General features: G+C 67.4%; 23 protein-coding genes. 12 read left to right on the top strand and 11 right to left on the bottom strand.

All coding sequences use genetic code 11. The annotated features are described in order from the left end of the window. Positions 1 to 63 precede the first annotated feature (63 nt). Positions 64 to 2,670 carry an ATP-dependent chaperone ClpB gene (gene clpB / locus IAG39_RS11990; RefSeq protein ID WP_054452508.1) on the top strand — a complete coding sequence of 869 codons (2,607 nt, stop codon included), beginning with the start codon at positions 64 to 66 and terminating at the stop codon, positions 2,668 to 2,670. A gap of 93 nt (positions 2,671 to 2,763) precedes the next feature. On the opposite strand, the gene IAG39_RS11995 is transcribed toward clpB, so the two are convergent. From IAG39_RS11995 to IAG39_RS12035, 9 genes are all read right to left on the bottom strand, one after another. After that, the gene (locus tag IAG39_RS11995) at positions 2,764 to 3,192 is read right to left on the bottom strand and encodes a DUF1641 domain-containing protein (RefSeq protein WP_059379944.1); all 429 of its coding nucleotides are present in this window, start codon (positions 3,190 to 3,192) and stop codon (positions 2,764 to 2,766) included. Next, positions 3,189 to 4,379 (bottom strand): FAD/NAD(P)-binding oxidoreductase, encoded by a 1,191-nt coding sequence (locus tag IAG39_RS12000; protein ID WP_118934294.1) that lies wholly within the window; start codon positions 4,377 to 4,379, stop codon positions 3,189 to 3,191. The genes IAG39_RS11995 and IAG39_RS12000 overlap by 4 nt, the downstream gene beginning before the upstream one ends. A gap of 125 nt (positions 4,380 to 4,504) precedes the next feature. Next, a complete protein-coding gene (locus IAG39_RS12005; protein ID WP_118934296.1) occupies positions 4,505 to 4,867 on the bottom strand; it encodes a Rieske (2Fe-2S) protein in 363 nt (120 codons plus the stop codon). Then, positions 4,842 to 5,714 (bottom strand): intradiol ring-cleavage dioxygenase, encoded by an 873-nt coding sequence (locus tag IAG39_RS12010; RefSeq protein ID WP_118934298.1) that lies wholly within the window; start codon positions 5,712 to 5,714, stop codon positions 4,842 to 4,844. Before IAG39_RS12010 ends, IAG39_RS12005 begins: the two co-directional genes overlap by 26 nt. Positions 5,715 to 5,723: 9 nt before the next feature. Then, positions 5,724 to 7,184, bottom strand: a complete 1,461-nt coding sequence (locus IAG39_RS12015; protein ID WP_059379940.1) for an aldehyde dehydrogenase family protein — start codon at positions 7,182 to 7,184, stop codon at positions 5,724 to 5,726. 33 nt (positions 7,185 to 7,217) lie between these two features. After that, positions 7,218 to 8,237, bottom strand: a complete 1,020-nt coding sequence (locus IAG39_RS12020; RefSeq protein WP_059379939.1) for a hypothetical protein — start codon at positions 8,235 to 8,237, stop codon at positions 7,218 to 7,220. A gap of 36 nt (positions 8,238 to 8,273) precedes the next feature. Continuing rightward, positions 8,274 to 8,768 (bottom strand): hydroxyquinol 1,2-dioxygenase, encoded by a 495-nt coding sequence (locus IAG39_RS12025; protein ID WP_118934299.1) that lies wholly within the window; start codon positions 8,766 to 8,768, stop codon positions 8,274 to 8,276. A 71-nt stretch (positions 8,769 to 8,839) separates the two neighbouring features. Then, positions 8,840 to 9,808, bottom strand: coding sequence for a Bug family tripartite tricarboxylate transporter substrate binding protein (locus tag IAG39_RS12030; protein WP_118934301.1), 969 nt, complete (start codon positions 9,806 to 9,808; stop codon positions 8,840 to 8,842). 49 nt (positions 9,809 to 9,857) lie between these two features. Then, complete coding sequence (locus IAG39_RS12035; RefSeq protein ID WP_059379936.1) at positions 9,858 to 11,435, bottom strand: alkaline phosphatase family protein; 1,578 nt, start codon at positions 11,433 to 11,435, stop codon at positions 9,858 to 9,860. Positions 11,436 to 11,575: 140 nt separating this feature from the next. Here IAG39_RS12035 and IAG39_RS12040 point away from each other — a divergent pair, with 140 nt between their 5' ends. The 6 genes from IAG39_RS12040 (at position 11,576) to IAG39_RS12065 (ending at position 17,064) form a co-directional block, all read left to right on the top strand. Beyond that, positions 11,576 to 12,394, top strand: coding sequence for an IclR family transcriptional regulator C-terminal domain-containing protein (locus IAG39_RS12040; protein WP_118934303.1), 819 nt, complete (start codon positions 11,576 to 11,578; stop codon positions 12,392 to 12,394). Between the two features lie 283 nt (positions 12,395 to 12,677). After that, entirely contained in the window at positions 12,678 to 13,553 is an 876-nt protein-coding gene (locus IAG39_RS12045; RefSeq protein ID WP_118934305.1) for an NAD(P)-dependent oxidoreductase, read from the top strand. A gap of 66 nt (positions 13,554 to 13,619) precedes the next feature. Next, a complete protein-coding gene (locus tag IAG39_RS12050; protein WP_059379934.1) occupies positions 13,620 to 14,585 on the top strand; it encodes a Bug family tripartite tricarboxylate transporter substrate binding protein in 966 nt (321 codons plus the stop codon). Between the two features lie 34 nt (positions 14,586 to 14,619). Further along, on the top strand, positions 14,620 to 15,297 hold the full coding sequence (locus IAG39_RS12055; RefSeq protein WP_118934307.1) for an RraA family protein: 678 nt from the start codon (positions 14,620 to 14,622) through the stop codon (positions 15,295 to 15,297). Further along, positions 15,294 to 16,340: a hydroxyacid dehydrogenase gene (locus IAG39_RS12060; protein WP_118934309.1), complete on the top strand. Its 1,047-nt coding sequence runs from the start codon at positions 15,294 to 15,296 to the stop codon at positions 16,338 to 16,340. The genes IAG39_RS12055 and IAG39_RS12060 overlap by 4 nt, the downstream gene beginning before the upstream one ends. A gap of 73 nt (positions 16,341 to 16,413) precedes the next feature. Next, on the top strand, positions 16,414 to 17,064 hold the full coding sequence (locus IAG39_RS12065; RefSeq protein WP_059379932.1) for a GntR family transcriptional regulator: 651 nt from the start codon (positions 16,414 to 16,416) through the stop codon (positions 17,062 to 17,064). Positions 17,065 to 17,072: 8 nt separating this feature from the next. Here the strand turns inward: IAG39_RS12065 and IAG39_RS12070 are convergent, their stop codons facing one another. Further along, positions 17,073 to 17,744: a TetR/AcrR family transcriptional regulator gene (locus tag IAG39_RS12070; RefSeq protein ID WP_118934321.1), complete on the bottom strand. Its 672-nt coding sequence runs from the start codon at positions 17,742 to 17,744 to the stop codon at positions 17,073 to 17,075. A 147-nt stretch (positions 17,745 to 17,891) separates the two neighbouring features. Here IAG39_RS12070 and IAG39_RS12075 point away from each other — a divergent pair, with 147 nt between their 5' ends. From IAG39_RS12075 to IAG39_RS12085, 3 genes are read left to right on the top strand one after another with little or no spacing between them, the layout of a single operon-like run. Further along, complete coding sequence (locus tag IAG39_RS12075) at positions 17,892 to 19,103, top strand: Tm-1-like ATP-binding domain-containing protein (protein ID WP_118934311.1); 1,212 nt, start codon at positions 17,892 to 17,894, stop codon at positions 19,101 to 19,103. A gap of 11 nt (positions 19,104 to 19,114) precedes the next feature. After that, positions 19,115 to 19,945 carry a phosphoenolpyruvate hydrolase family protein gene (locus tag IAG39_RS12080; RefSeq protein ID WP_118934313.1) on the top strand — a complete coding sequence of 277 codons (831 nt, stop codon included), beginning with the start codon at positions 19,115 to 19,117 and terminating at the stop codon, positions 19,943 to 19,945. A 56-nt stretch (positions 19,946 to 20,001) separates the two neighbouring features. Beyond that, positions 20,002 to 20,445 (top strand): SRPBCC family protein, encoded by a 444-nt coding sequence (locus IAG39_RS12085; RefSeq protein ID WP_059379929.1) that lies wholly within the window; start codon positions 20,002 to 20,004, stop codon positions 20,443 to 20,445. A 16-nt stretch (positions 20,446 to 20,461) separates the two neighbouring features. On the opposite strand, the gene IAG39_RS12090 is transcribed toward IAG39_RS12085, so the two are convergent. Then, on the bottom strand, positions 20,462 to 21,427 hold the full coding sequence (locus IAG39_RS12090; protein ID WP_059379928.1) for a LysR family transcriptional regulator: 966 nt from the start codon (positions 21,425 to 21,427) through the stop codon (positions 20,462 to 20,464). Between the two features lie 126 nt (positions 21,428 to 21,553). Between IAG39_RS12090 and IAG39_RS12095 the strand changes: the two genes are divergently transcribed. Both IAG39_RS12095 and IAG39_RS12100 read left to right on the top strand, forming a co-directional pair. After that, positions 21,554 to 23,023 carry an N-acyl-D-amino-acid deacylase family protein gene (locus IAG39_RS12095; protein ID WP_118934315.1) on the top strand — a complete coding sequence of 490 codons (1,470 nt, stop codon included), beginning with the start codon at positions 21,554 to 21,556 and terminating at the stop codon, positions 23,021 to 23,023. A 32-nt stretch (positions 23,024 to 23,055) separates the two neighbouring features. After that, positions 23,056 to 24,015: a tripartite tricarboxylate transporter substrate binding protein BugE gene (locus tag IAG39_RS12100; RefSeq protein ID WP_165867952.1), complete on the top strand. Its 960-nt coding sequence runs from the start codon at positions 23,056 to 23,058 to the stop codon at positions 24,013 to 24,015. Positions 24,016 to 24,025 lie beyond the last annotated feature (10 nt).

Genomic DNA, 24,025 nt, shown 5'->3' on the forward strand with positions numbered 1-24,025 from the left:
ATTCAGGATATCGAGCCAGCCGGCACGTATCGGTCAGGCTCCCCAACAAGCCAAACGACCATTATGCGATTCGACAAACTGACTACCAAGTTCCAGCAAGCCCTGGCCGACGCTCAAAGTCTGGCCGCCCGCAACGACCATCCCTACATCGAGCCCATCCACGTGCTCTCCGCCTTGCTGTCGGATTCCGACAGCGGCGCGGGCAGCCTGCTGGCGCGCGCCGGCGTGGCCGTCAACCGGGTGCAGTCGGCCATCGACAGCGCCCTGAAGTCCCTGCCGCAGGTGCAGGGCGACGACAACGTCCAGGTCGGCCGCGATCTGCAGGCGGTGCTGACCCGCACTGACAAGGAAGCCGCGCGCCGTGGCGACACCTATATTGCCAGTGAATTGTTCCTGCTGGCGCTGGCGGACGACAAGGGCGACGCCGGCCGCATCCTGCGCGACGCGGGCCTGCAGAAAAAGGCCCTGGAGGCCGCGATCGACGCCGTGCGCGGCGGCGAGAACGTCTCCGGCGCGGAAGGCGAATCCAACCGCGAAGCCCTGTCCAAGTACACCATGGACCTGACCGAGCGCGCCCGCCAGGGCAAGCTCGACCCGGTGATCGGCCGCGACGACGAAATCCGCCGCACCATCCAGATCCTGCAGCGCCGCACCAAGAACAACCCCGTGCTGATCGGCGAACCCGGCGTCGGCAAGACCGCCATCGTCGAAGGCCTGGCGCAGCGCATCGTCAACGACGAAGTGCCCGAAACCCTGCGCGGCAAGCGCGTGCTGTCGCTGGACCTGGCCGCGCTGCTGGCCGGCGCCAAGTTCCGCGGCGAATTCGAAGAACGCCTGAAGGCCGTGCTGAAGGAGCTGTCGCTGGACGACGGCAGCAACATCGTCTTCATCGACGAACTCCACACCATGGTGGGCGCGGGCAAGGCCGAAGGCGCGATGGACGCGGGCAACATGCTCAAGCCCGCGCTGGCGCGCGGCGAGCTGCACTGCATCGGCGCCACCACGCTGGACGAATATCGCAAGTACATCGAGAAGGACGCGGCGCTGGAGCGGCGCTTCCAGAAGGTGCTGGTCGACGAACCCGACGTGGAATCCACCATCGCCATCCTGCGCGGTCTGCAGGAACGCTATGAAATCCACCACGGCGTCGAGATCACCGACCCGGCCATCGTGGCCGCGGCCGAACTCTCGCACCGCTACATCACCGACCGCTTCCTGCCCGACAAGGCCATCGACCTGATCGACGAGGCCGGCGCGCGCATCCGCATGGAAATCGATTCCAAGCCGGAAGTGATGGACAAGCTCGACCGCCGCATCATCCAGCTCAAGATCGAACGCGAAGCCGTCAAGAAGGAATCCGATGACGCTTCCAAGCGCCGCCTGGGCGTGATCGAGGACGAACTCGAAAAGCTGCAACGCGAGTACAACGACTTCGAGGAAATCTGGAAGGCCGAGAAAGCCGCGGTGCAAGGCACGCAGGCCATCAAGGAAGAAATCGACAGCGTGCGCGCCGAAATGGCGGAACTGCAGCGCAAGGGCCAGTTCGACAAACTGGCCGAGCTGCAGTACGGCAAGCTGCCTGACCTGGAAGCGCGCCTGAAGGCGGCCGAAGTGGGCGCCGCGGAAGCGGCCGAGGAAGCCGAGGGCGGCGAAGGGCGTCCGCGCCTGTTGCGCACCCGCGTCGGCGCCGAGGAAATCGCCGAGGTCGTGTCGCGCGCCACCGGCATTCCGGTGTCCAAGATGATGCAGGGCGAACGCGAGAAGCTGCTGCACATGGAGGAATACCTGCACAAGCGCGTGGTGGGCCAGGACGAGGCCGTGCGCCTGGTGTCCGATGCCATCCGGCGTTCGCGCGCCGGGCTGGCGGACCCGTCGCGCCCCTATGGCTCCTTCCTGTTCCTGGGCCCCACGGGCGTGGGCAAGACCGAGCTGACGCGCGCGCTGGCCGAGTTCCTGTTCGATTCCGAAGAGCACATGATCCGCATCGACATGAGCGAATTCATGGAGAAGCATTCGGTGGCCCGCCTGATTGGCGCGCCGCCGGGATACGTGGGCTACGAAGAAGGCGGCTACCTGACCGAGGCCGTGCGCCGCAAGCCGTACAGCGTGGTGTTGCTGGATGAAGTCGAAAAGGCCCATCCGGACGTCTTCAACGTGCTGCTGCAGGTGCTGGACGACGGCCGCCTGACCGATGGCCAGGGCCGTACGGTGGACTTCCGCAACACGGTGATCGTGATGACGTCCAACCTGGGTTCGCACCATATCCAGAGCCTGGCCGGCAAGCCGTACGAAGTGGTCAAGGAAGTGGTGTGGGACGAGCTCAAGCAGACCCTGCGCCCCGAGTTCCTGAACCGCATCGACGAAGTCGTCGTGTTCCATGGCCTGGAAGCGCAGCACATCGAGTCCATCGCCCGCATCCAGCTGCGCCGCCTGGGCGAGCGCCTGGAAAAGCAGGAGATGCGTCTCGAAGTGAGCGAACCCGCGTTGGCGGAACTGGCCCGCTCCGGCTTCGATCCGGTGTTCGGCGCGCGCCCCTTGAAGCGCGCGATCCAGCAGCAGATCGAGAACCCGGTGGCGCGCCTGATCCTGGAAGGCCGCTTCGGCCCGCGCGACGTGGTGCCGGTGGACTGGCAGGACGGGCAGTTCGTCTTTACGCGGACCCTGCAGTAAACGGACCCGGCGCGGCGAGATCCAAGCCGCGCATGAAAACAACCCCCGGAAGCTGGACTGACATCCAGTTTCCGGGGGTTTTTACGTGGGCCTTCAGGTCGCGTCGGCGTAGTCCTTGCGCTGCGCCGCCATCTGACGGCCCAGCGTTTGCAGCGCCCGCAGCACCACGGCCATGCCGCGGCGGGTGTCCTCATCGCGCATCAGGCCGATGAGGCCTGTCAGGCTCGGAGGACGCGCCTCCTGCAATGTGCGCGCGTGGGCATCGCGCAGCGTGTTGGCGGCGGTCCAGGCCGCGCTGCTGGCCTGTTCCGACAGCAGCGCCAGCTTTTCCACCATGGACTGGTCCAGCAGGTCCACCAGGTCGGACGCCAGCGACAGCAGGTCGGCGATGTTGTCCAGCCGTCCCGCTTCGGCCAGCAGGCCCAGCCTGTCGGCCAGGGCGCGCGCGCCCGGGCCGCCGCCCAGGAACGGAGCGGCCGCGTCGGCGGCCTGCGTGGCGCTTGCTTCGTGCGGCGCGTTCATAGCATTCCCCTTGCGACGGCCCAGTACAGGCCGCGGTTGAACCCGTGGCGCAGCAGGCCGCCGAGCTTGGTGGGCGGCGTGGGCAGCACGTCATGGGTGTAGTCGTACCAGAGCGGCATGCCGGCGTTCAGCCCCATCTGGGCCACCGCCTGCACCCGGCCGTCATAGGCGCTGCACGGACGGCCCAGCCGTATCTCGCCGGCGATGTTGTTGGCGATGACGGGCGCCTGGTTATGGCAGGAGCCGCCCGCCTTGCTGACCGGCAGGTCGACGGTGTCGCCGATGACGTAGACGTTCTGCAGCCCGTAGACCTGCAGCGTCTCGTGGTCGGTCGGCAGCCAGCCTTCGTTGTTCTCGGCTTGCGACACGCCGGACTCCAGCACCACGTCCACCGCGCGGATCGGCGGCGTGGCCATGAGGATGTCGAAGGGTTGCTCGCCGCCTTCCTCCGAGTAGGCGATGCGCCGGTCGGGATCGACCCGCGACAAGGTGAAGCCGCGTTGAAACTGGATGCCCTTCTGCTCGAAGATGGCGGGCAGCACTTCGCAGGTCGGCCGTTGCAGGAACAGGCAGTTGCGCAGCAGCTGCGAGGTAGTCGGGTAGGTGTAGATGATCTCCACCTTGTCGCGCACGCCGCGCCGCCGCAGGTAGTCGTCCAGCATCAGCGTGGTTTCGATCGGCGCGATGCCGCACTGGTGCGGGACGTTGGGCGTCTTGGGGAAGGTGACGCTGATGAACACCCGCCCGCGCTCGATGCGCGACAGGCGGTCGGCCAGCTGCCTGGCGGGCGCGTACTGGTAGAAGTGGTCTCCGGCTTCCTTCAGGCCTTCGATGCGCTCGGGCGAGGGCACGCAGCCGGTGGCGATGACCAGGTAGTCATAGCCGTAACGCTTGCCGCTCTGCGTGGCGACTTCCTGGCGGTCGAAGTGGAACCGCGTGACCTTGTCGACGCGGAACTCGATTTCGGGGCGCAGCAGGGAACGTTCCGGCCGTTTCAATTCCTCTTGGAAGAAGAGGTTGAAGGCCACGTACATGAATGCCGGTTTGTAGTAGTGATCCGGCGTGTCCGAGAGCAGCGTGATGGAGACTTCACCGCGGCTGATTTCGGGGTAGAGCTTTCCGGCGAGCTGATTGGCGAGCATGGTGCCGCCTACGCCGCCGCCTACGACAACAATACGCTTGTTCATAAACCACCTCTTGTGGAGAGATCCTGAGGGCAAGTGCAGTGCGTCTGTGTGTGTAACAACTGTTGTCGGCGGCGTCAACCTTTCAATCAATATCCCATTGCCGCGTGGGCTTGGGGTCGGGCTGGTTACTGGCTCGAATCGGCCGCGTAGACGCGGCCCGCGTCCACGCGCAGCGGCTGCGGATCCAGCGCCGCGCCCTGGCAAGGGCCTTCGATGCAGAGCCCGTCCTCGAAGCGGAACAGGGCCGAGTGATGCGCGCACATCAGCACCTGAGCGTCATAGGTGAGGACGGCGCCATGTGCCGCGTCCAACGTGACCGAGAAGTGCGGACAGCGGTTCAAGTAAGCCCATACCGCCTGGCCGCGGCGCAGCAGGATCACCGGCCGCGCGCCGATTGCCGCCGTCAGGGATCCCCCATCCGGTATGTCCTCGATCCGGCACAGCGCCGCTCCGGCGGCTGCTTCAGGCGCGGGGCAGCACGAAGTCATAGCGTCCCTCGTGGAAGTCCGACTCGAAGCCATAGTGCTTGCCCATCGCCGAATCGGCGGCCTGCCGGCTGTATTGCAGCACCAGCGACGGCTTCACGCCGAACACCGCGTCCGACGCGAGATAGGGATCGCCGGCATTGAACAGGTGGGTGACCAGCCGCTGGTGCCCCGGCGCGTCGATCATGAAATGCAGGTGCGCGGGCCGGAAGATGTGCCGGCCGGTCGCCGCCATCATGCGGCCGACCGGACCGTCGCCCGGGATCGGATAGGACACTGGCAGGATGCTGCGGATCGCGAAACTGCCGTCCTCGCCGCTGCGGTAGCGGCCGCGCAGATTGCCGTGCGGCTGGTTCAGGTCCTGGCCCGAGTACATGCCGTTGGCGGCCGTCTGCCACACGTCGAGAACCGCGCCGGCCAGCGGCCGGCCCTCGGTGTCGCGCACGGTCCCGTGCACCAGCGCGGGTTCGCCCGGCGTTTGCGCCATGTCCTCGCCCGCCGCGCGCTCGGGCATGCCGGCCATGTAGAAGGGGCCGAACACCGTGCTCTCGGTGGCCTGGCCCGGCTTGCGGTGGTTGATCGCGTCCACCAGCATCGACACGCCCAGCGTGTCGGACAGCAGGATGAACTCCTGCCGCACCGCGCCGTCACAGATCTGGCCGGTGTCGGTCAGGAACCGGATCGCCGCCATCCATTCGGCCTCGGTGGGCTCGACGTCGGCAACGAAGGCGTGCAGATGCCGCACCAGGGACTGCATCAGCTGGCGCAGCCTGGGATCCGGGGTTTGGGCAAAGGCGGCGGCGACCGTGTCGGTCAAGGCGGTTTCGGCGTTCGGCATGGCAGGGTTCATGGCGGCTCCTCAGCGCTTGTAGTGCGGCGGCACGGCGGCGTCCACGTTGACCCACACGGACCTGGCCTCAGTGTAGTCATGCATGGCTTCGAAGCCCATTTCGCGTCCATAGCCGGACTGGCCCACGCCGCCGAACGGACTGCCGGGATTGACCCGCTTGTAGCAATTGATCCAGCACATGCCGGCATGGATGGCGCCCGCCAGCTTGTGGGCGCGCGCCAGGTCGCGCGTCCACAAGCCGCTGCCCAGGCCGTAGTCGGTGGCGTTGGCGATGGAGAGCGCCTCCTCGTCGCTGCCAAAGCGCAGCACCGTGACGAAAGGGCCGAAGACTTCTTCCTGCGCGACGCGGTCCTGCGGCCGGGCCTCGACGATGGTGGGCGCGACGTAGTAGCCGCGGGCCAGCTCGCCGCCGGGCGCCTTGCCGCCAGCCAGCAGGCGCGCGCCCTGTTCGGCGGCGATGCCCACGTAGGACAGGACCTTGTCGCGATGCTGCGCCGAGGTCAACGGCCCCATTTCGGTGTCGGGCGAACGCGGGTCGCCCAGCCGGATGGAGTTCGCCAGCGTCGTGAAGCGCTCCAGAAAGGCATCGGCGATCTTCTCATGCAGCATCAGGCGCGAGCCCGCGATGCAGGCCTGGCCCTGGTTGTGGAAGATGGCCCAGGCCGCGCCATTGACGGCGGCGTCGAGGTTGGCGTCATCGAATACGATGTTGGCGCCCTTGCCGCCGAGTTCCAGCTGTACGCGCTTGAGGTTGCCCTGGGACGCTTGCACGATGCGGCGGCCGGTGGCAGTCGACCCCGTGAAGGCGATCTTGCCCACGCCGGGATGCTCGGCCAGGCGTTGGCCAGCGGTGTGGCCGTAGCCGGGGACCATATTGACCACGCCTTCCGGAAAGCCCGCCTGAGCCATCAGTTCGGCGATGCGCAGGGTCGACAGCGGGGTGAGTTCGGACGGCTTGAGCACCACCGTATTGCCAGCGGCCAGCGCCGGGCCCAGCTTCCAGCTGGTGAACATCAGCGGGAAGTTCCACGGCACGATCTGCCCGACCACGCCGATGGGGGCGCGCTGCACGTAGTTGAGAAAGCCCGCTTCCACCGGGATGACGCTGCCCTGCAGCTTGTCGGCCATGCCGCCGAAGTAACGGAAGCAGCCGGCGGTGCGCGGCACGTCCAGGCCGCGCGTGTCGCGTATCGGATGGCCGGTGTCCAGCGTTTCCAGCTGCGCCAGTTCTTCCGCGTTGGCTTCGATCAGGTCGGCCAGCTTGAGCAGCAGGCGTCCGCGTTCGGCCGCCGCCATGCGCGACCAGGCGGGAAAGGCGCGTTGCGCGGCCGCTACGGCGCGGTCCACGTCTTCGGCTTCGGCGGCGGCGATGGCGGTGATGAGGGTCGCGTCGTGCGGGTTGAGCACGTCGATGGTGCCGCCTGCGGCCGCGTCCACGAAGCGGCCGTCGATAAAGAGTTTGTTCTGCATGGCTCTGGATACGTGTTGAGTGGGAAGGGAGGGTCAGAACTCGACGGGGTAGGGCGCGAGTTCGCCGCTTTCGTAGCGCTGGGGCAGGTCGGGGGTGGCGTTCTCCCAGACCAGCAGCATCGAGCGCTTGGTCGAATAGCCCTGATGGCGGATATCGGCGGGCATGGCGCAGATGTCGCCGGCGCGCATGGTGATGCGGGCGCGCGGCGCGCCGGTGTCCTTGTCGCCGATGTCCCAGACGATCTCGTCGGACAATTGCAGAAACCATTCGACGCGGTCGTTGCCATGGAACACCGGCAGGATGAATTCCTCGGTGGTGGGGCAGAACAGGCTGGCGCCGCAGACGGAAGTGACGGAGGGATTCCAGGTGACGTCGGAGCGCGACAGGTACTTGAACAGGCTGAACGCATGCAGCGCGCCTTCGTAGCCGGGTTCGGCCTGGATCTGCGGCTCATCCTGGGTTACGTCGGCGAAGGCCCGGTTGACGGGCAGGTCGTCGCGCAGCGGCGAGTCTTCCGGCAGGCCTGGCATGCGGCGGGTAGCGATGCGCGACCGCTCGATGGCGGCGATGTTGTCGCCGTGCTTGCGGCCGAAGGCGGAGCCGGTTTCCTCGGGCGCGGCGAAGGGGTCGAAGCCTTCGTTGGTCCAGTCGTGCAGCATGGCCTTGAAGGTGGCCATGATGAGCGGCGTTTCGAAAGTCTCCGTGTAGTCCACGCCCGCGGCCTTCATGACGCCGTTGAACGAGCCGGCGTAGACGTCCACCTTGCCGTAGTGGTTGCGCGTGCCGAACACGTGGTCGAAGTTGACCCAGCCGTAGAAGAAGCCCCAGGCCACGTCGCGCATCAATGCGCGCAGGAACGCATCGGCCGCGATCGCGTGGGTGCGTGTCTGGCCCTTGGAAGGCCAGTGCACCTTGACGAAGTACTCGTCGCGGGTGAAGGTGAACGCGCCGAGATCGAAACGCTTGTAGCCGGTGGCGGCGTCGGCGGAGCTGGCCGCGACTTTGCCGGCGGCAAAGGAAGCGGCGGGAGCGGGGGTGTCCAGCATGGCCATATCGGTACTCCTGAAAGGGGATGAGGGGGTAGCGGCTTACTGCAGGCAGATGCCCGCCCACTTCTCGACGGACAATTCGCCGGCGCGGGTCTGGACCAGCAGCACGCCCGGATACGGCGCGGTAAAGCGGTAGGCGCAGCCGGCGGGCAAGAGGCATTGGTGTCCGCGGCCCAGCAGCACGCGGCCCATGGCCTTGCCGGCGGGCGCCGCGCCCGCCAGCACCGTGCCGTCCGCGGCTGCGGGGGGCTGGTCCAGCGCCAGGAACTCAACCTCGACCTGGCCGTCCATCAGGATCGCGAACTCGTCGTGGCTGCAGGCGTACCAGGGCGACACGCCTTCGGCGCGCAGCGTTTCGATGACGTATTCCAGGTTTTTGCCGACGACGACCTTTTCGTAGGGCGCCGAGTTCGCGGCCACCTCGAAGATGTTGGAAAAGACGTAGTGGCGCGGCGAGCCTTGCGTGATCTCGATGGAGCCCTTGCGGTAGTCCTTCAGCGAGCCGAAGACGGTGGTCGGTGTTGCGGTGTTCATGGAGCCTCCTGTGTCGGGTACTGCTGGCCGCGCGGCGGGGTGGCGCGGACGTGGGGAGCGGGGTGGGCGTGTCAGTCCACCTTGAGATTGATCTTGCGGATGACGCCGGTCCATTTGGCGGCGTCGTCGCGCAAACGCTGCGCCGTGGCGTCGGGCGATTCTGGCTGCGGATCGAGGTCGTTGCCCTGCAGCTTCTGCTTCACTTCCGGAAGCGCCAGGGCGCGCGCCACCTCGGTATTCATGCGTTGCACGATGGCGGCCGGCGTGCCTTTGGGCGCGAACAGCATTTCGCGGAAGGTGGCGTCGTAGCCGGCCACGCCGGCCTGCTGCATGGTCGGCACGTCGGGCGCCTGGACCGAGCGTGCGCTGCCCGACACTGCCAGCCCGTGGAGCTTGCCGGCCGCGACGTAGGGCGCTACCACCGGCGAGGCCAGATAGCCGCAGGGCACCTGGCCGGCCAGCACGTCCTGCGTGGCGGGCGACGGCCCCTTGTAAGGGACGTGCAGGATGTCCAGGCCGGCGCCCGACAAATAGAGCTCCATTGCCAGATGGCCAGGCACGCCCTGGCCGCCGGAGGCATAGCTGAGGGCGCCGGGCGTCTTCTTGGCCTGCGTGTCCAGCTGCGCCAGTGTGCGCAGGCCCGAAGCGGCCGAGCACACCAGCATCTGGTTGAAGTTCGCCAGCGCGACCACCGGCGTGAGGTCGTCGGCCTTGAAATTCAGCTTGCGGTAGATGGCGGGATTGATGGTGACGACGGTGTCGGGCGCTTCGAGGAAGGTGTAGCCGTCGGCGGGAGCACGGGCCACCGCTTCGGCGCCGATGTTGCCGCCCGCGCCGGGGCGGTTCTCGATGATGACGGGCTGCTTGAGCGACTGCCCCACGGCGTCGGCCACGATGCGCGCGGCGGTGTCGCCCGGCGATCCCGCGGGGAAGGCGACCACGATGCGGATGGCGCGCGCGGGCCACTCCTCCTGCGCCTGGACGTGCGACGCCGTGCTGGCGGCCATACAGGCTGTCAGCGCAAGTAATTGCGGTTTCATGCTGTCTCCTGAGTTTATTTTTCAGGCGCCCTGGTCCGGGCGCGCTGCGCTACCACCTGCCGATATGGATGCCGACCGAGTCCTCCTTGCGTGTCCATCCCGTCATGGCGGCGTGGCTGACGGTGGGGTGGATCCTGCGGTTGCGCAGCCAGTCGAACAGCATGGCCTGGTAGCGTTCCCGCACGGACGCGTGCGCGGGATCCGAGCCCAGGTCGTCGTACTCGTCCGGGTCGGCGCGCAAATCGAACAGCTGCGGACGCAGGCCTTCGAAATGGACGTACTTCCAATCGTGGTCGCGCACCATGATGGTGTGGCAGCCGTCGGCGGGACGGCCCAGCGGTTCGCGAACGAAGTCGCGGAACGCGTAGTTGTTCTCCGAGAACACGGCGCGGCGCCAGTCGGCGGGCTGCTCGCCGCGCAGCAGCGGCAGCAGGGAGCGGCCTTCGAGAATGTGGTCGGGGATCTCGGCGCCCAGGGCGTCCAGGATGGTGGGCACCAGGTCTATGGCTTCCACCAGCCGCGATTCCACCGCGCCGCGGCGCGCGCCGTCGCCGGGCAGGCGCACGATCAGCGGCACCTTGGCCACGCAATCGTGGAACAGCTCTTTCTCGCCCAGGTAGTGATCTCCCAGGTAGTCGCCATGGTCGCTGCAGAAGATGACCATGGTGTCCTGGTCGCGGCCGCTGCGCCGCAGGTAGTCGAACAGCACGCCCAACTGGTCGTCGACCTGCTTGATGAGACCCATGTAGGTGGGTATCACGGTCTCTCGCACCTGGTCGCAGGAGAAGTTCCTGCTGACCTCGGCCTGGCGAAAGCCCTGCAATACGGGATGCGCGTTGTCCAGTTCGCGAGCGGATCTCTTCGCGGCGGGCACGTCGTCGACCGAGTACATCGCGTGATAGGGCGCCGGCGCGACATAGGGCCAATGCGGCTTGATGTAGGACAGATGCAGTACCCAGGGCTGCTCGCCGCTTTGTTCCATGAATTCGATCGCGCGCCGTGTCATGTAGGGCGTTTCGGAATCGGCTTCCGCGACGCGCGCCGGCAGGCCGGCATAGCGCATGTTCCAGCCGGAGAGGATCTCGCCGTTGGCGCCCAGCGCCGAATTGGCGTGGTCGTGCCAGGGATTGCCGCCGTCGTAGCCTTGCTTGCGCAGGTATTGCGTGTAGTGGTGCGATTCGTCGCTGAAGCCCGGCGGCCAGATGCCGTCGTCGCGGTCGTAGGGTTCGAATCCGCCTTGCGCGGCCAGCAGGCCGCTCGCGCTTGCCGGGTCTATGCCCAGGCGCCGCATGCCGGACCTGTCGGCCTCCACGTGGGTCTTGCCCGCCACCGCCACGCGCACGCCCAAGGGGCGCAGGTAGTCGCCCAGCGTCATTTCGCTGACAGGCATGGGGACGAAGTTCCACACCGCGCCGTGGCTGGTGACATAGCGGCCGGTGTAATAGGACATGCGCGACGGCCCGCATACCGGGCCCTGCACGAAGGCATTGTCGAAACGCAGGCCTTCGGCGGCCAGGCGGTCGATATTGGGGGTGTGCAGGCGCGGGTGTCCATAGCAGGACAGGTAGTCCCAGCGCAGTTGGTCGCACATGATCCAGAGCACATTGCGTACAGCCTGTCCGCTCATTCCCGCCTCTCTTCCCGTTCCGCCAGCCACCACGGCTTGCGTTAGACGCCACGATATTTCGCCGGGACTGGGCGGCTCAAGCAGGTTTTGCTAGAGTTTCACTCAGTGAAATTTATGGCGATGCGGAAAGAGAGGGCGCAATGAGCCGTTGGACGCCGAAGGTGAAGACCATAGACGCGCTGGAGCGCGGCCTGATCGTGCTGGACGAGGTGCGCGCCACGCAGGGCGCCAGCCTGCAGGAACTCCACCTGCGCACCGGCTACGCCAAGGCCACGCTGCTGCGCATTCTGGCGACGCTGCAATTGCGCGGCCTGATCTGGCGCCGGATCGCGGACGACTATTTCTGCCCCGCCAGCTCGCTCAACGAGCCCAGCCGGCGCGCGCGCGTGCTGGATCTGCTGGGCCAGTGCGCGGCGCCGGAACTGGACCGCCTGCAGGCGCAGGTGCTGTGGCCGTCGGACCTGACGGTGCGCCGCGGCAATGCCATGATCGTGCGCGAAACCAATCGCAGCCAGTCGTACTTCACCATCCGCCGCGACAACATCGGCTTCCAGATCAACATGCTGCGCTCCGCGGTGGGGCGCGCCTATCTGGCGTTCTGCGCCGAGAAAGAGCGCGATTCGATCCTGGCCGCGCTGCGCCGCAGCCGCCGCGAGGGCGACGCGCTGGCCCACGATTGCGCCGCCGTGGAGAAAATGCTGGAACAGACGCGCCGCCAGGGCTATGGCCTGCGCGAACAGCGCTTTGGCGGCGACTACGACAAGACGCGCAAGGACCAGAACGACAGGCTCGAGGCCATCGCCCTGCCCATCATGGCCGGACCGGGGCGGCTCTACGGCTGCGTCAACATCGTGTGGATCCAGGGCGTGCGCTCGACCGAGCAGATGGTGGAGCAGTGCCTGGAGCCGCTGTGCCGCACGGCGCGCGCCATCTCCGCCGGCATGAACCGGCGCGCCTGAAGCGCCGGGTAGGCGCTGCCGCGCCTTGCCTTCAGGGCGGCCGCGCGGATCGCGCCCCGTCACGCCTCTCCAAGCAACCGTAAACCATCGTAGGCACACGTGCCAATCCGGCGCCCATCCTGCGTGGCGCGGCCCTTGCGCGTCTGTCTGGTTCTCACCGCTTGATTCATAGATTGTTTTTTCTATGTACTAAAAAATAGACAAATACTAGGGTTTATACGAATAATATCGGCAATATTTTCATTCTATAAAGCTTCATTGTTTTTTTATTGTATTTATAGAGATGAAAATTGCTCTGATGGGCTGCGGTGAGGTTGGTTCCTGCTATGCGCAGGCTTGGAGCGCCGCCGGGCATGCGGTGGTCGGGATCTGCGAGCTGCGGCAGGACCAGGAAATGGCGGGCCGCGCCCGGCGTCATGGCGCCGGATTGCATGCCGAGCCGGGGGCATGGCTGGGCGAGGCGGACATCGTGGTGTCGGCGGTGTATGGCCATGCGGCGCTGGAGATGGCGCGGCAGAGCTTCCCGCACATGCGCCAGGACGCGGTCTACGCCGACTTCACGACAGCCAGCGCGCCGGACATGCAGGCCGCTTCGGCCGCCGCCGCCGCACAGAACATCGACTTCACCGACGTCGCGATCATGGGCGCGATTGCCCTGCTGGCGGAACGCACGCCCTTGCTCTGCGCCGGGACCGGCACGGACACCGTGCTGCGGCTGGCCGAGAGCGGCGGGGCGCCGGCGCGCGCCATACAAGGAGCGGCGGGCGATGCCGTGCGCCTGAAGCTGCTGCGCAGCATCATGACCAAGGGCATGGAAAGCCTGGCCGTGGAATGCCTGGTGGCAGCCGAGTCCATGGGATTGAGAGCCTCGCTGTACGAGGTGCTGGCGGATATCGACCAGACGCCGCTTACGGCCTTCATGGATTCGTTCGTCCGATCCCACGTGCTGCATGCGCAGCGCCGCCAGGCGGAAGTCCAGGAGGCCCGCGAGCAACTGCTGGAGGCGGGACTGGAGCCGCTGGTTCTCGACGGCGTCGAACGGCTTTTTGGCCGCACCAGCAGAGGTATCCAGGATGCGCGGGCGGATGGCGATTTCACGCTGCCGGACACCGTCGAGGCCCGCCTGGCCTGGCTCACGACGCTGGCGCGCGAACGCTGAACGTCGTACCGCAACGCGATGCCGCGGACGGCATATCCAACAAAAACCAACTGTGTGAGGAAGACAATGAAGGTCCTGAAGAAACTCCTGGCCGCCACGCTTGTGCTGGGCTGCGCCGCCGCGAACGCGGCCGATATGGGCACGGCGCCCATCACGCTCATTTCCCCGTTCCCGCCCGGAGGCGGCACGGATACGCTGACGCGCATGATCGGCAGCGCGATCGGCCAGGACCAGGGCTGGAACATGGTGGTGGAGAACAAGCCGGGCGCCGGCGGCAACCTGGCGCTGGACGCCACCGCCCGCGCGCGTCCGGATGGACATACGCTGGTGATGGCCCAGACCGACAACATCGTGCTGAATCCCTGGCTCTACAACAAGCTCAGCTACGACACGTTCAAGGATTTCAAGCCGGTCGGCCCGGTGGCCACGTCGCCGAGCGTTTTCGTGGTGCTGCCCGAATCGCCGTTCAAGACGGTCGGCGATGTGGTCAAGGCGGCACAGGCCCGCCCCGGCGTGGTGTCGCTGGGGATTCCCGGCATCGGCGGCACTGGCGACCTGACGGGCTATCTCTGGCGCAAGGCGGCGAACATCGAATTGATGCACGTGCCGTACCGCGGCTGGGGCCAGGCGTTCCCGGACCTGGCCAGCGGCCGCATCGACATGTATGTGGGCTCGGTGGCTTCGCTGCTGCCGCAGATCCGCGGCGGCAAGGTCCGCGCGCTGGCCGTGGTTGCCAAGGAGCGCGCGCCGGCCTTGCCCGACGTGCCCACGTTCGCGGAAAGCGGATTCAAGACGATAGACCAATCGATCTGGTGGGGCCTGATGGCTCCCGCGAAGACGCCGGACGACGTGGTTGCCGCGCTGAACAAGGCTCTGCAGCAAGTCCAGTCCCAGCCCGAGCTGGTGAAGAAACTGGAGGACGCCGGCTATAGCGTGCTCAAGGGCACGCCCGAGGATCTGGCCCGCCAGCATCGGGCGGACCACGAGATCTTCGGCAAGGTGGTGCAGGACGCCGGCATTCCCAAGCAGTAATGGCAACGCATTGCAATTCCCGACAGGAGCAAAAATGATCGGTTTCGAGATCCATGCCCGCAAGCGCGCGGTGAGCAAGCAAACCGTGGACAAGTTCAAAGGCGTGCCGGTTGCCAATATCAGCGACTGCATGTCGCGGATGACGGCCGGCGGCGCGCCCTTGCAACCCATGCACGACGGCAGCCCGCTGGCCGGTCCGGCCCTGACCGTGCGCACCCGTCCTGGCGACAACCTGCTGGTGCACAAGGCGCTTGATCTGGCGCAGCCCGGCGACGTGATCGTGGTGGATGCGGGCGGCGACCTGACCAACGCCATCATCGGCGAAATCATGACCAGCTACGCGCAGACACGGGGCATCGCAGGCATCGTGATCAACGGCGCCATCCGCGATAGCGGCACGATCCGCCGCGGCGCGTTTCCCGTCTACGCGGCCGGCGTGACCCACCGCGGGCCCTACAAGGACGGGCCTGGCGAGATCAACTGCGTCATTGCCTTGAATGGCATGACGATTGCGCCGGGAGATCTGATCCTGGGCGACGAGGACGGCCTGCTGTCGATTCCGTTCGAGCAGACGGAAGCGGTTTACCAGGCCGCTCAGTCCAAGCACGAACTGGAAACGAAGATGCTGGCGGATATCGCGGCGGGTTCGCTGGACACGTCCTGGGTCGATGCCCGGCTCAAGCAACTGGGCTGCGCGGAGGCGCGGCCGTGAGCCTGACGGCGCGGCTGGCGGACAAGATGCGCGTCGTCCGGCTGGACCTCTGGATCGATCCTGCGTTCGACGCCTGCCTCGGGCGCGAGCCGGCCCTGAGCATCGAAGTGTTGCCTGCGAAGGGTGACGCGATCACGGCGGCGGGGCTGGCCGGCGCGGATGCGTATCATGTCAGCGCGGCCAAGGACGAAGTCCCCGCGCGCTGGCAGGTAACGGAAAGCCTGCTGGCGCAGTGTCCGGAATTGCTTTGCGTGTCCTCGGGCGGCGCGGGCTACGACACCGTGGACGTCGCCGCCTGCACGCGGGCCGGGGTTGCGGTGGTGAACCAGGCAGGCGCCAATGCCGCGTCGGTGGCGGAAATGACGTTCGCCTTGCTGCTGTCGCTGGTCAAGCGCCTGCGCGAATCCCAGGCCGCGCTGCAAGCGGGATCCGCCGCTACGCGCGAGGCCCTGATGGGGCGCGAGATCGACGGACGCGTGCTGGGCATCGTGGGCATCGGTGAAATCGGCCGCAGAGTCGCGCGCATTGCCGCTGGCTTCGGCATGCGGGCGATTGCCTGCGACCCGCTGCTGCCTCCCGAGGAAATCCGGGCGCGCGGCGCCGAACCCGTGAGCCTCGCGCAGTTGCTCGAACAGGCCGACGTGGTGAGCCTGCATTGTCCGCTGAATGACGACACGCGGGGCATGATCGGGACCGAAGCGTACGCCAGGATGCGTGCCGGTGCGCTGTTCATCTCGACCGCGCGCGGCGGCATCCACGACGAGCAGGCGCTGCTTGCCGCCTTGCAGGACGGACGGCTGGCGGGAGCGGGACTGGATGTCTGGAGCCAGGAACCTCCTTCGCCCGGGCATGGTCTGCTGCTGCGTTCCGATGTGGTGGCAACCTATCACACCGGAGGCGTCACGCACGAGGGCCGGCGCAAGGTCGCGCAAGGGTCCGCCAGCCAGATCATCGACATGCTGGCCGGTCGCCGTCCCGCCCGGCTGCTGAATCCAGAGGTCTGGCCCAGGTTCCTGGAGCGCCTCGCGCAACGCCAGCGTTGACGCGGCCAGGCGCGAATGCCGGGACAGCCTTCCGGTATAGTTCGGGAACCCGGATCAGGAGTCATGCGCCATCATGTCGAGCGCCCGCGATTACGTCTATGCAGAGCTGCGCCGCCGCTTGATGGCAGGCTCTTTCATGCCCGGTGAACGGCTGCGCGAAGAGCACATCGCGGCCGAGCTTTCCGTCAGCCGGACGCCGGTGCGCAGCGCGATCGAGCGCCTGGTGACGGACGGCCTGGTCAAGCACGAAGGCCGGCGCGGAGCGGTGGTATTGGGCTGGCAAGACCGGGACATCGATGAAGCCTTCGAGCTGCGCATGCTGCTTGAACCGTATTCCGCCAAGGCGGCCGCCGAACGGGCCAGCCCGGAGCAGATACTCGAACTCGAGCGCATCAATCAGTGCATGCTCGATGCCATCAACGCCGATGCGCCCGACAGCGTGGCGCAGGTGCAGCACTACAACAACCAGTTCCACCACGCGCTGCTCGACGCGGCGCAGTCCGCGCGGGTGCGTTCCATGGTGGAAAACCTGCTGGACATGCCCATCATCATCGGCTCGTTCTACTTCTACACCAAGGACGACATGCTGCGCAGCGTGGAGCATCATCGCCAGATCATCGCGGCGCTGCGCGCGCGCGATGCGGAATGCGCGCAGATCGCCATGCGCTTCCACCTGGCTGCCACGCATCTGCTGTTCCGCAGCCACCGCAAGCCGGGCCAGTAGCCCAGGGCTTACCCCTGAACGCGCTTTCCCGGTTGTTTTTTCTCGGATCGGGCCTCGGCCCGCGCCTGCGCGATGATGGCCTGGGCGGTCCAGCGCGCCACGTCCGTGAGCTCGGGCAGCTCCAGTTTCCAGATGTCCTTCAACACCAGGAACACCTCCGTTCCATAGACCAGCGACAGGGCCTGGGCCACGCGGTCCAGCTGGGCCGGCGTCAGCTCGGGCGCCAGCGGCGCGATGGCGCGCCTGAGGATGTCGACGCGATGGCCGCGCACCAGCCGGGGCTCGGTTGCGGCGCGTCCGGCGCTGGCTTCGGCGTGCTGCTGCAGCGACACCATGATGGCGGCGCGCAGCGGCGCTTCGTGCGCTGCCAGCCGGGGGTAGGCGAAGCGCAGCAGTTCGTCGACGCGTTCGGCGGCGTCGGGCGCGGCGGAGTCCCAGGCCAGGATGGGCCCGAGGCTCTCGTCTACCACGGCGGCGATCAGCGCGCTCTGGCTGGGGAAGTAGCGGTAGGCGGTGGCGCGCGATACCTGCGCGTGTTCGGCCAGTTCGGCCACCGACGGCGTGATGCCCTGGGCCATCAGCCGTTGCGCCGCATCCAGCAGGATCTTGCGCATGCGCGCGCGCGGCCCATGCGGCGGTTCGCCGCTGGCGGCGGCCTGCGGGCTGGCGGGCGCGATCAGGCGCGCCGTGCCGGCCGTGGAGGGGGCGGGAGTTTGACGTGAGACAGGTGTCTCAGTATGATTCTTTCGTCTCATTTCTAGATTCTACAGGCCTCGCGGCCTCACATATCGAGGCGCGCACCGAGTGTAGCCGCCCGCGGAGGAGTCATGACGCATTCGAACCGGCGGGTCTACGTGGCCGCCACCTACGACACCAAGGGCCAAGAGGCTGAATACGTGATGGACCTGCTGCGCCGGGACGGACTGGATCCGGTGTCGGTGGACGTGTCCACTTCCGGCGCCGCCAGCGCGGCGCAGGTGCAGGCCAGCGTAGTGGCCGCCAGCCATCCGGACGGCGCCGGCGCGGTCTTCACCGGCGACCGGGGCACGGCCATCGCGGCCATGGCGCTGGCGTTCGAACGCTATGCGGCCGGCAACGCCGGGATCGGCGCGCTGCTGGGACTGGGCGGCTCCGGCGGCACCGCCTTGATCACGCCCGCGATGCGCGCGCTGCCGATCGGCACGCCCAAGCTGATGGTGTCGACGATGGCCTCGGGCAATGTCGCGCCCTATGTCGGGCCCTCGGACATCGCCATGATGTATTCCGTGACCGACGTCGCGGGCCTGAACCGCATTTCGCGCCGGGTGCTGGCCAATGCCGCCGGCGCAATCGGCGGCGCCTTCAAGCAGGCGGCGAACGCCGCGGCCGATGACGGCCGGCCCGCCGTGGGCATCACCATGTTCGGCGTCACTACCGCCTGCGTGCAGCAGGTGACGCCGCTGCTGGAGTCCCGCTACGACTGTCTGGTGTTCCATGCCACCGGCACGGGCGGGCAATCGATGGAGAAGCTGCTGGACAGCCATCTGCTGGGCGGCGTGCTGGACCTGACCACCACCGAAGTCTGCGACTTCCTGTTCGGCGGCGTGCTGGCCTGCACCGAGGACCGTTTCGGCGCCGTGGCCCGCACCGGCCTGCCCTACGTGGGCTCCTGCGGCGCGCTGGACATGGTGAACTTCGGCGCCATGGACACTGTTCCGGAACGCTACCGCGGCCGCAAGTTCTATCCGCACAATCCGCAGGTGACGCTGATGCGCACCACCGTGGAAGAAAACACCCGCCAGGGCGAGTGGATCGCCGCCAGGCTGAATCAATGCCAGGGTCCGGTGCGCTTCCTGATTCCGGAGGGCGGCGTCTCCGCGCTGGACGCGCCGGGGCAGGCGTTCTGGGATCCGCAGGCCGACGCGGCGCTGTTCGCGGCGCTGGAGAAAAACCTGGTGCAGACCGCCGAGCGCCGCCTGGTGCGCGTGCCTTGCCACATCAACGACCCGCTCTTCGCCCAGACCGCGGTCGACCAATTTCTTGAAATCGCTACACACTGAGGACCGCCGCCATGCCGCGCTTTGACCGCAACGAACTCCTGGACAAGTATCGCGCCATGGTGCGCGCGCGCACGCCTATCGTCGGCGGTGGCGCGGGCACCGGCCTGTCGGCCAAGTGCGAGGAAGCGGGCGGCATCGATCTGATCGTGATCTACAACTCGGGCCGTTATCGCATGGCGGGCCGTGGATCGCTGGCGGGGCTGCTGGCGTATGGCAACGCCAACGAGATCGTGGTGGACATGGGACGCGAAGTCCTGCCGGTGGTGAAGAAGACGCCGGTGCTGGCCGGCGTCAACGGCACCGACCCGTTCTGCGATTTCGACGTGTTCCTGGACGACCTCAAGCGCCAGGGCTTTGCCGGCGTGCAGAACTTCCCCACCGTGGGCCTCATCGACGGCACCTTCCGCGCCAACCTGGAAGAGACCGGCATGGGCTACGCGCTGGAAGTGGACATGATCCGCCTGGCGCACAAGAAGGGCATGCTGACCACGCCCTACGTGTTCAACGAGGACGACGCCGTGGCCATGACTAAGGCCGGCGCCGACATCATCGTGGCCCATATGGGCCTGACGACCGGCGGTTCGATCGGCGCCGAGACCGCGCAGACGCTGGACGGCTGCGTGGCGGCTATCGACCGCATCGCCGCGGCCGCGCTGGCGGTGCGGCCGGATATCATCGTGCTGTGCCATGGAGGCCCCATCGCCACGCCCGAGGACGCGGCCTACGTGCTGCGCGCGTGCAAGCATTGCCATGGCTTCTATGGCGCAAGCTCGATGGAGCGGCTGCCCACCGAACAGGCGCTGACCGCGGCGACCCGCGAGTTCAAGAGCCTGACGTTCTGATTCCGTCGTTTCCGACGTTTTCCCAATCCCTGGGCCGCGCGCCCGCAGGAGTCCGCATGCCGCATACCGTACACGTCAGCGCCATCATCCACGCGCCGCTACAGCAGGTCTGGGCCAGTTTCCGAGATTTCAACGGCCTGGCCGCCTGGCATCCCGGCATCGCCGAAAGCCGCCTGGAAGAGGGCGGCCGCCACGACGCCGTAGGCAGCGTGCGGCATCTGTCGCTCAAGCCTTCCGGCTTCGTGCGCGAGCAGTTGCTGATGCTGGACGATCCGGGCACGGCGCTGCGCTATTCCATCATCGAAACCGATCTGCCCATGCGCGACTATGTCGCCGGCGTGGCGCTGCATGCCATCACCGAAGGCGGCCACACGCTGGTGGAGTGGTGGGCGGATTTCCGCGTCGAGGGCGCGGAGTTGAGCGACGTGGCCAACGCCGTGGGCCGCAATGTGTTCGCGGCGGGGCTGGCGGCGCTGGATGAGAAGCTGCGCGGGGCCTGACCGCGCCGGGTATCCTTCAGGCTTTCAAACCCTTGGCCGGCATGCGCTTGCAGCCGGCCGGCAGCGGCGCGGTGCGCAGGTAGTCGTGGATCGCGCGGATCAGCGCCTGCGCGGCGGGGCTCAAGGGGTATTCCTTGTGCCGGATGATGCAGACCGTGCGTATGACCGTGGGACGGGCCAGCAGCGCGTAGGCCAGGCCCGGCTCCATCACCCGCTGCGCGGCCAGCGCCGGCAATAGCGCCACGCCCAGGCCGGCCTGGACCAGCGCCGCCTGCGAGGTGGTGCTGGACGCTTCGTAGAACGGCGCGCCGGCTTCTATCGGCAAGTCGGCGCGGGCGCGCAGCAGCGCCATGATGCCGGTCTCGTCCACCACCCCCACCAGTTTGCGGCCGGCCAGGTCCGACCAGCGCATCGTGCCGTCGCGCGCGGGGCGCAGGCTGGCGTCGTCTTCCCGGTACAACACGCCGAAACGGTCTTCCAGCAGGGCGTCGAACTGCAGGCCGGGCGCGTCGGCCCAGCGGCTGGTCAGGCCAAAGTCCACTTCGCGCGCGGCGACCTTGCGCTGGATGCGGCCGGAGTTGTCGTCGCTGAGATACAGGCGCACGGCCGGGTAGCGGGCGGAAAAGGCCGCGGCGGCGGGCGCGATGATCTGCGTGATGGCAGACGGTGCCGCCGCCACTCCCACGCGCCCGCGTTCCAGTGCGCCATAGCGTTGCACGTCGTCTATCACGCCATCGAAATCCGCCAGCAGCCGCATGACGCGCGGCAGGAATTCCTCGCCGGCCGCCGTCAGCAGCACGCGCCGGCTGGTGCGCGCGAAGAGCTGCGTGGCGAGCGCGTCCTCCAGCTGCCGCACCAGGCTGGTCACCGACGACTGCGTCTGGAACAGGCGCTTGGCGGCGTGCGTGAAGCTGGATTCCTGGGCCACGGCGACGAAGGCGGTCAGGTGCTTCAGGGTGACGTGCTTGGGCAGACGATTCATTTCAAATCACGATAGATGGATCAATAAAAACAATTTTCCCAGATTGATCGGGCGGACGATACTAGACCCTTTCGGCGTCCGCTGGCCTGGCGTATCCGCCGACAAGACCCTCAAGGCAGGAGCACCATGCGGCAGGAACCTCTGGATCTGATCATTGAAGGCGGGTGGGTCATTGACGGCCTGGGCGGCCCTAGGCGGCGCGCCGACGTGGGCGTGGCGGGCGAGCGCATCGCCGCCATCGGCGACCTGTCGGGCAAGGCGGCCGCGCGCCGGGTGGATGCGCGCGGCAAGATCGTGGCTCCCGGCTTCATCGACGTGCACGGCCATGACGACCTGATGTTCGTGGAGCGGCCTGGCCTGGAATGGAAGACCACGCAAGGCATCACGTCGGTGGTGGTGGGCAATTGCGGCGTGAGCGGCGCGCCGGCGCCCTTGCCGGGCAATACCGCCGCGGCGCTGGCCCTGCTGGGGGAAACGCCCTTGTTCGCCGACATGCAGGCCTATTTCGGCGAGCTGCGCGCGCAGCAGCCCATGATCAACGTGGCGGCCCTGGTGGGGCACGCCAACCTGCGCTTGGCCGCCATGCGCGACCCGGCGGCGCAGCCTACGGCCGAGGAACAGGAAAGCATGCAGCGCATGCTGGACGAAGCCCTGGCCGCGGGCGCGGTGGGCTTCAGCACCGGCCTGGCCTACCAGCCTGGCGGCGCGGCGCGTCCCGCCGAACTGGAGGGGCTCGCGCGGGTGGCGGCGGCGCGTGGCGCCATGCACACCAGCCATATCCGCAACGAGGGCGACGAGGTCGAGGCAGCCGTCGACGAGGTGCTCTCGGTGGGGCGCAACACGGGTTGCGCCACCGTGCTGTCGCACCACAAATGCATGATGCCGCAGAACTGGGGCAAGAGCCGCGCCACGCTGGCGAACATCGACCGCGCGCGCGGCGAGGGCGTGGAGGTGGCGCTGGACATTTACCCGTACCCCGGCAGCTCCACCATCCTGATTCCGGAGCGCGCCGAAACCATCGAGGACATACGTATCACCTGGTCCACGCCGCATCCCGAATGCGGCGGCCAGTTCCTCAGCGACATTGCGGCGCGCTGGGGCTGCGACAAGACCACCGCGGCGCAGCGCCTGTGTCCGGCGGGCGCGATCTACTTCGCCATGGACGAGGCCGAGGTACAGCGCATCTTCCAGCACGAGTGCTGCATGGTGGGTTCGGACGGCCTGCCCAACGACGCCCATCCGCATCCCCGGCTGTGGGGCAGCTTCACGCGCGTGCTGGGCCGTTACGTGCGCGAGGCCGAGCTCATGACGCTGGAGACCGCCGTGGCCAAGATGACTTCCCTGCCGGCCCGCGTGTTCGGCCTGGCCGGGCGCGGCCAGTTGAGCGAGGGCGCCTGGGCCGACATCGTCGTGTTCGACGCCGACACGGTCGAGGACCGCGCCACCTGGGAGGCGCCGACGCTGGCCTCCGCGGGCGTGGAGCACGTGCTGGTCAACGGCCAGCAGGTCTTTCCGGCTGAAGCCGGCATGGCGCGGCCTGGCAAGATCCTGCGCCGTGAAGCAATGGCGCAAGCCGCCGCCGGCGCGGCCGCATAAGAATTCCAACCATCCCTACAGGAGACATACCCATGATGCGCAAGACTTGCGTAGCCCTGGCGCTGGCCGCCATGCTGCCCGCTGCCCACGCGGCTTTTCCCGACCATCCCATCACGCTGATCGTGCCGTTCCCGGCGGGCGGCCCGACCGACATCGTGGGCCGGCTCGCGGCCGCCAAGGCGGGCGAGATCCTGGGCCAGCAGATCGTCGTGGAGAACCGCACGGGCGCGTCCGGCACCATAGGCATGACCGCCACGGCGCGCGCCAAGCCGGACGGCTACACCGTGGGCCTGGCCACCGTCAGCACGCACGGCACCGCGCCGCACCTGTTCCCGAAGCTGACCTACGATCCGGTCAAGGATTTCACGCCCGTCAGCAACCTGGTCACCAGCCCCAACATCCTCAGCGTGAATCCGCAGTTCCCGGCCAAGACGCTGGGCGAGTTCGTCGAGCACGTGCGCGCCAATCCCAACAAGGACGGCTATGCCAACGCCGGCGCCGGCGGCGTGAACGACCTGGGCATGATCTGGTTCCTGCAGATCATCGGCGGCAAGATGAACAGCATTTCCTATCGCGGTTCGGCGCCCGCGCTGACCGATACGGTGGGCGGGGTGGTGCCGGTGATCTTCGATAACTTCCCGTCGTCGCTGCCCTACCTGAAGAGCAATCACCTGCGCGCCCTGGCCATCACCGGCGCCCAGCGCAACCCGCGTCTGCCGGACGTGCCGACGTTCGCGGAGCAGGGCTACAAGGACTACGATGTGACGGCCTGGTACGGCGTGGTGGGACCTGCCGGCATGCCTGACGACGTGCGAGACAAGCTGGCCGACGCCTTCGCCCGCGCCGTGCGCGATCCGGCGACAGCGGCCAAGATGGAAGAGACGGGCGCATTTCCGCTGGGCAATACCCCGGCCGAGTTCGGCCAGCAGATCCGCGCCGAACGCGACCGCTGGAAGACCGTGATCGAGAAGGCCGACATCAAGCTGCAGTAAACGCAGCGGA

It is taken from the genome of Achromobacter xylosoxidans (genome assembly GCF_014490035.1).
Classification (GTDB): domain Bacteria; phylum Pseudomonadota; class Gammaproteobacteria; order Burkholderiales; family Burkholderiaceae_B; genus Achromobacter; species Achromobacter bronchisepticus_A.

What these genes read in the sequence shown, in the direction of transcription:
- clpB (WP_054452508.1), top strand. Translation starts at nt 64, where the DNA reads ATGCGATTCGACAAACTGACTACCAAGTTCCAGCAAGCCCTGGCCGAC.
- IAG39_RS11995 (WP_059379944.1), bottom strand. Translation starts at nt 3,192, where the DNA reads ATGAACGCGCCGCACGAAGCAAGCGCCACGCAGGCCGCCGACGCGGCC.
- IAG39_RS12000 (WP_118934294.1), bottom strand. Translation starts at nt 4,379, where the DNA reads ATGAACAAGCGTATTGTTGTCGTAGGCGGCGGCGTAGGCGGCACCATG.
- IAG39_RS12005 (WP_118934296.1), bottom strand. Translation starts at nt 4,867, where the DNA reads ATGACTTCGTGCTGCCCCGCGCCTGAAGCAGCCGCCGGAGCGGCGCTG.
- IAG39_RS12010 (WP_118934298.1), bottom strand. Translation starts at nt 5,714, where the DNA reads ATGAACCCTGCCATGCCGAACGCCGAAACCGCCTTGACCGACACGGTC.
- IAG39_RS12015 (WP_059379940.1), bottom strand. Translation starts at nt 7,184, where the DNA reads ATGCAGAACAAACTCTTTATCGACGGCCGCTTCGTGGACGCGGCCGCA.
- IAG39_RS12020 (WP_059379939.1), bottom strand. Translation starts at nt 8,237, where the DNA reads ATGGCCATGCTGGACACCCCCGCTCCCGCCGCTTCCTTTGCCGCCGGC.
- IAG39_RS12025 (WP_118934299.1), bottom strand. Translation starts at nt 8,768, where the DNA reads ATGAACACCGCAACACCGACCACCGTCTTCGGCTCGCTGAAGGACTAC.
- IAG39_RS12030 (WP_118934301.1), bottom strand. Translation starts at nt 9,808, where the DNA reads ATGAAACCGCAATTACTTGCGCTGACAGCCTGTATGGCCGCCAGCACG.
- IAG39_RS12035 (WP_059379936.1), bottom strand. Translation starts at nt 11,435, where the DNA reads ATGAGCGGACAGGCTGTACGCAATGTGCTCTGGATCATGTGCGACCAA.
- IAG39_RS12040 (WP_118934303.1), top strand. Translation starts at nt 11,576, where the DNA reads ATGAGCCGTTGGACGCCGAAGGTGAAGACCATAGACGCGCTGGAGCGC.
- IAG39_RS12045 (WP_118934305.1), top strand. Translation starts at nt 12,678, where the DNA reads ATGAAAATTGCTCTGATGGGCTGCGGTGAGGTTGGTTCCTGCTATGCG.
- IAG39_RS12050 (WP_059379934.1), top strand. Translation starts at nt 13,620, where the DNA reads ATGAAGGTCCTGAAGAAACTCCTGGCCGCCACGCTTGTGCTGGGCTGC.
- IAG39_RS12055 (WP_118934307.1), top strand. Translation starts at nt 14,620, where the DNA reads ATGATCGGTTTCGAGATCCATGCCCGCAAGCGCGCGGTGAGCAAGCAA.
- IAG39_RS12065 (WP_059379932.1), top strand. Translation starts at nt 16,414, where the DNA reads ATGTCGAGCGCCCGCGATTACGTCTATGCAGAGCTGCGCCGCCGCTTG.
- IAG39_RS12075 (WP_118934311.1), top strand. Translation starts at nt 17,892, where the DNA reads ATGACGCATTCGAACCGGCGGGTCTACGTGGCCGCCACCTACGACACC.
- IAG39_RS12080 (WP_118934313.1), top strand. Translation starts at nt 19,115, where the DNA reads ATGCCGCGCTTTGACCGCAACGAACTCCTGGACAAGTATCGCGCCATG.
- IAG39_RS12085 (WP_059379929.1), top strand. Translation starts at nt 20,002, where the DNA reads ATGCCGCATACCGTACACGTCAGCGCCATCATCCACGCGCCGCTACAG.
- IAG39_RS12090 (WP_059379928.1), bottom strand. Translation starts at nt 21,427, where the DNA reads ATGAATCGTCTGCCCAAGCACGTCACCCTGAAGCACCTGACCGCCTTC.
- IAG39_RS12095 (WP_118934315.1), top strand. Translation starts at nt 21,554, where the DNA reads ATGCGGCAGGAACCTCTGGATCTGATCATTGAAGGCGGGTGGGTCATT.
- IAG39_RS12100 (WP_165867952.1), top strand. Translation starts at nt 23,056, where the DNA reads ATGATGCGCAAGACTTGCGTAGCCCTGGCGCTGGCCGCCATGCTGCCC.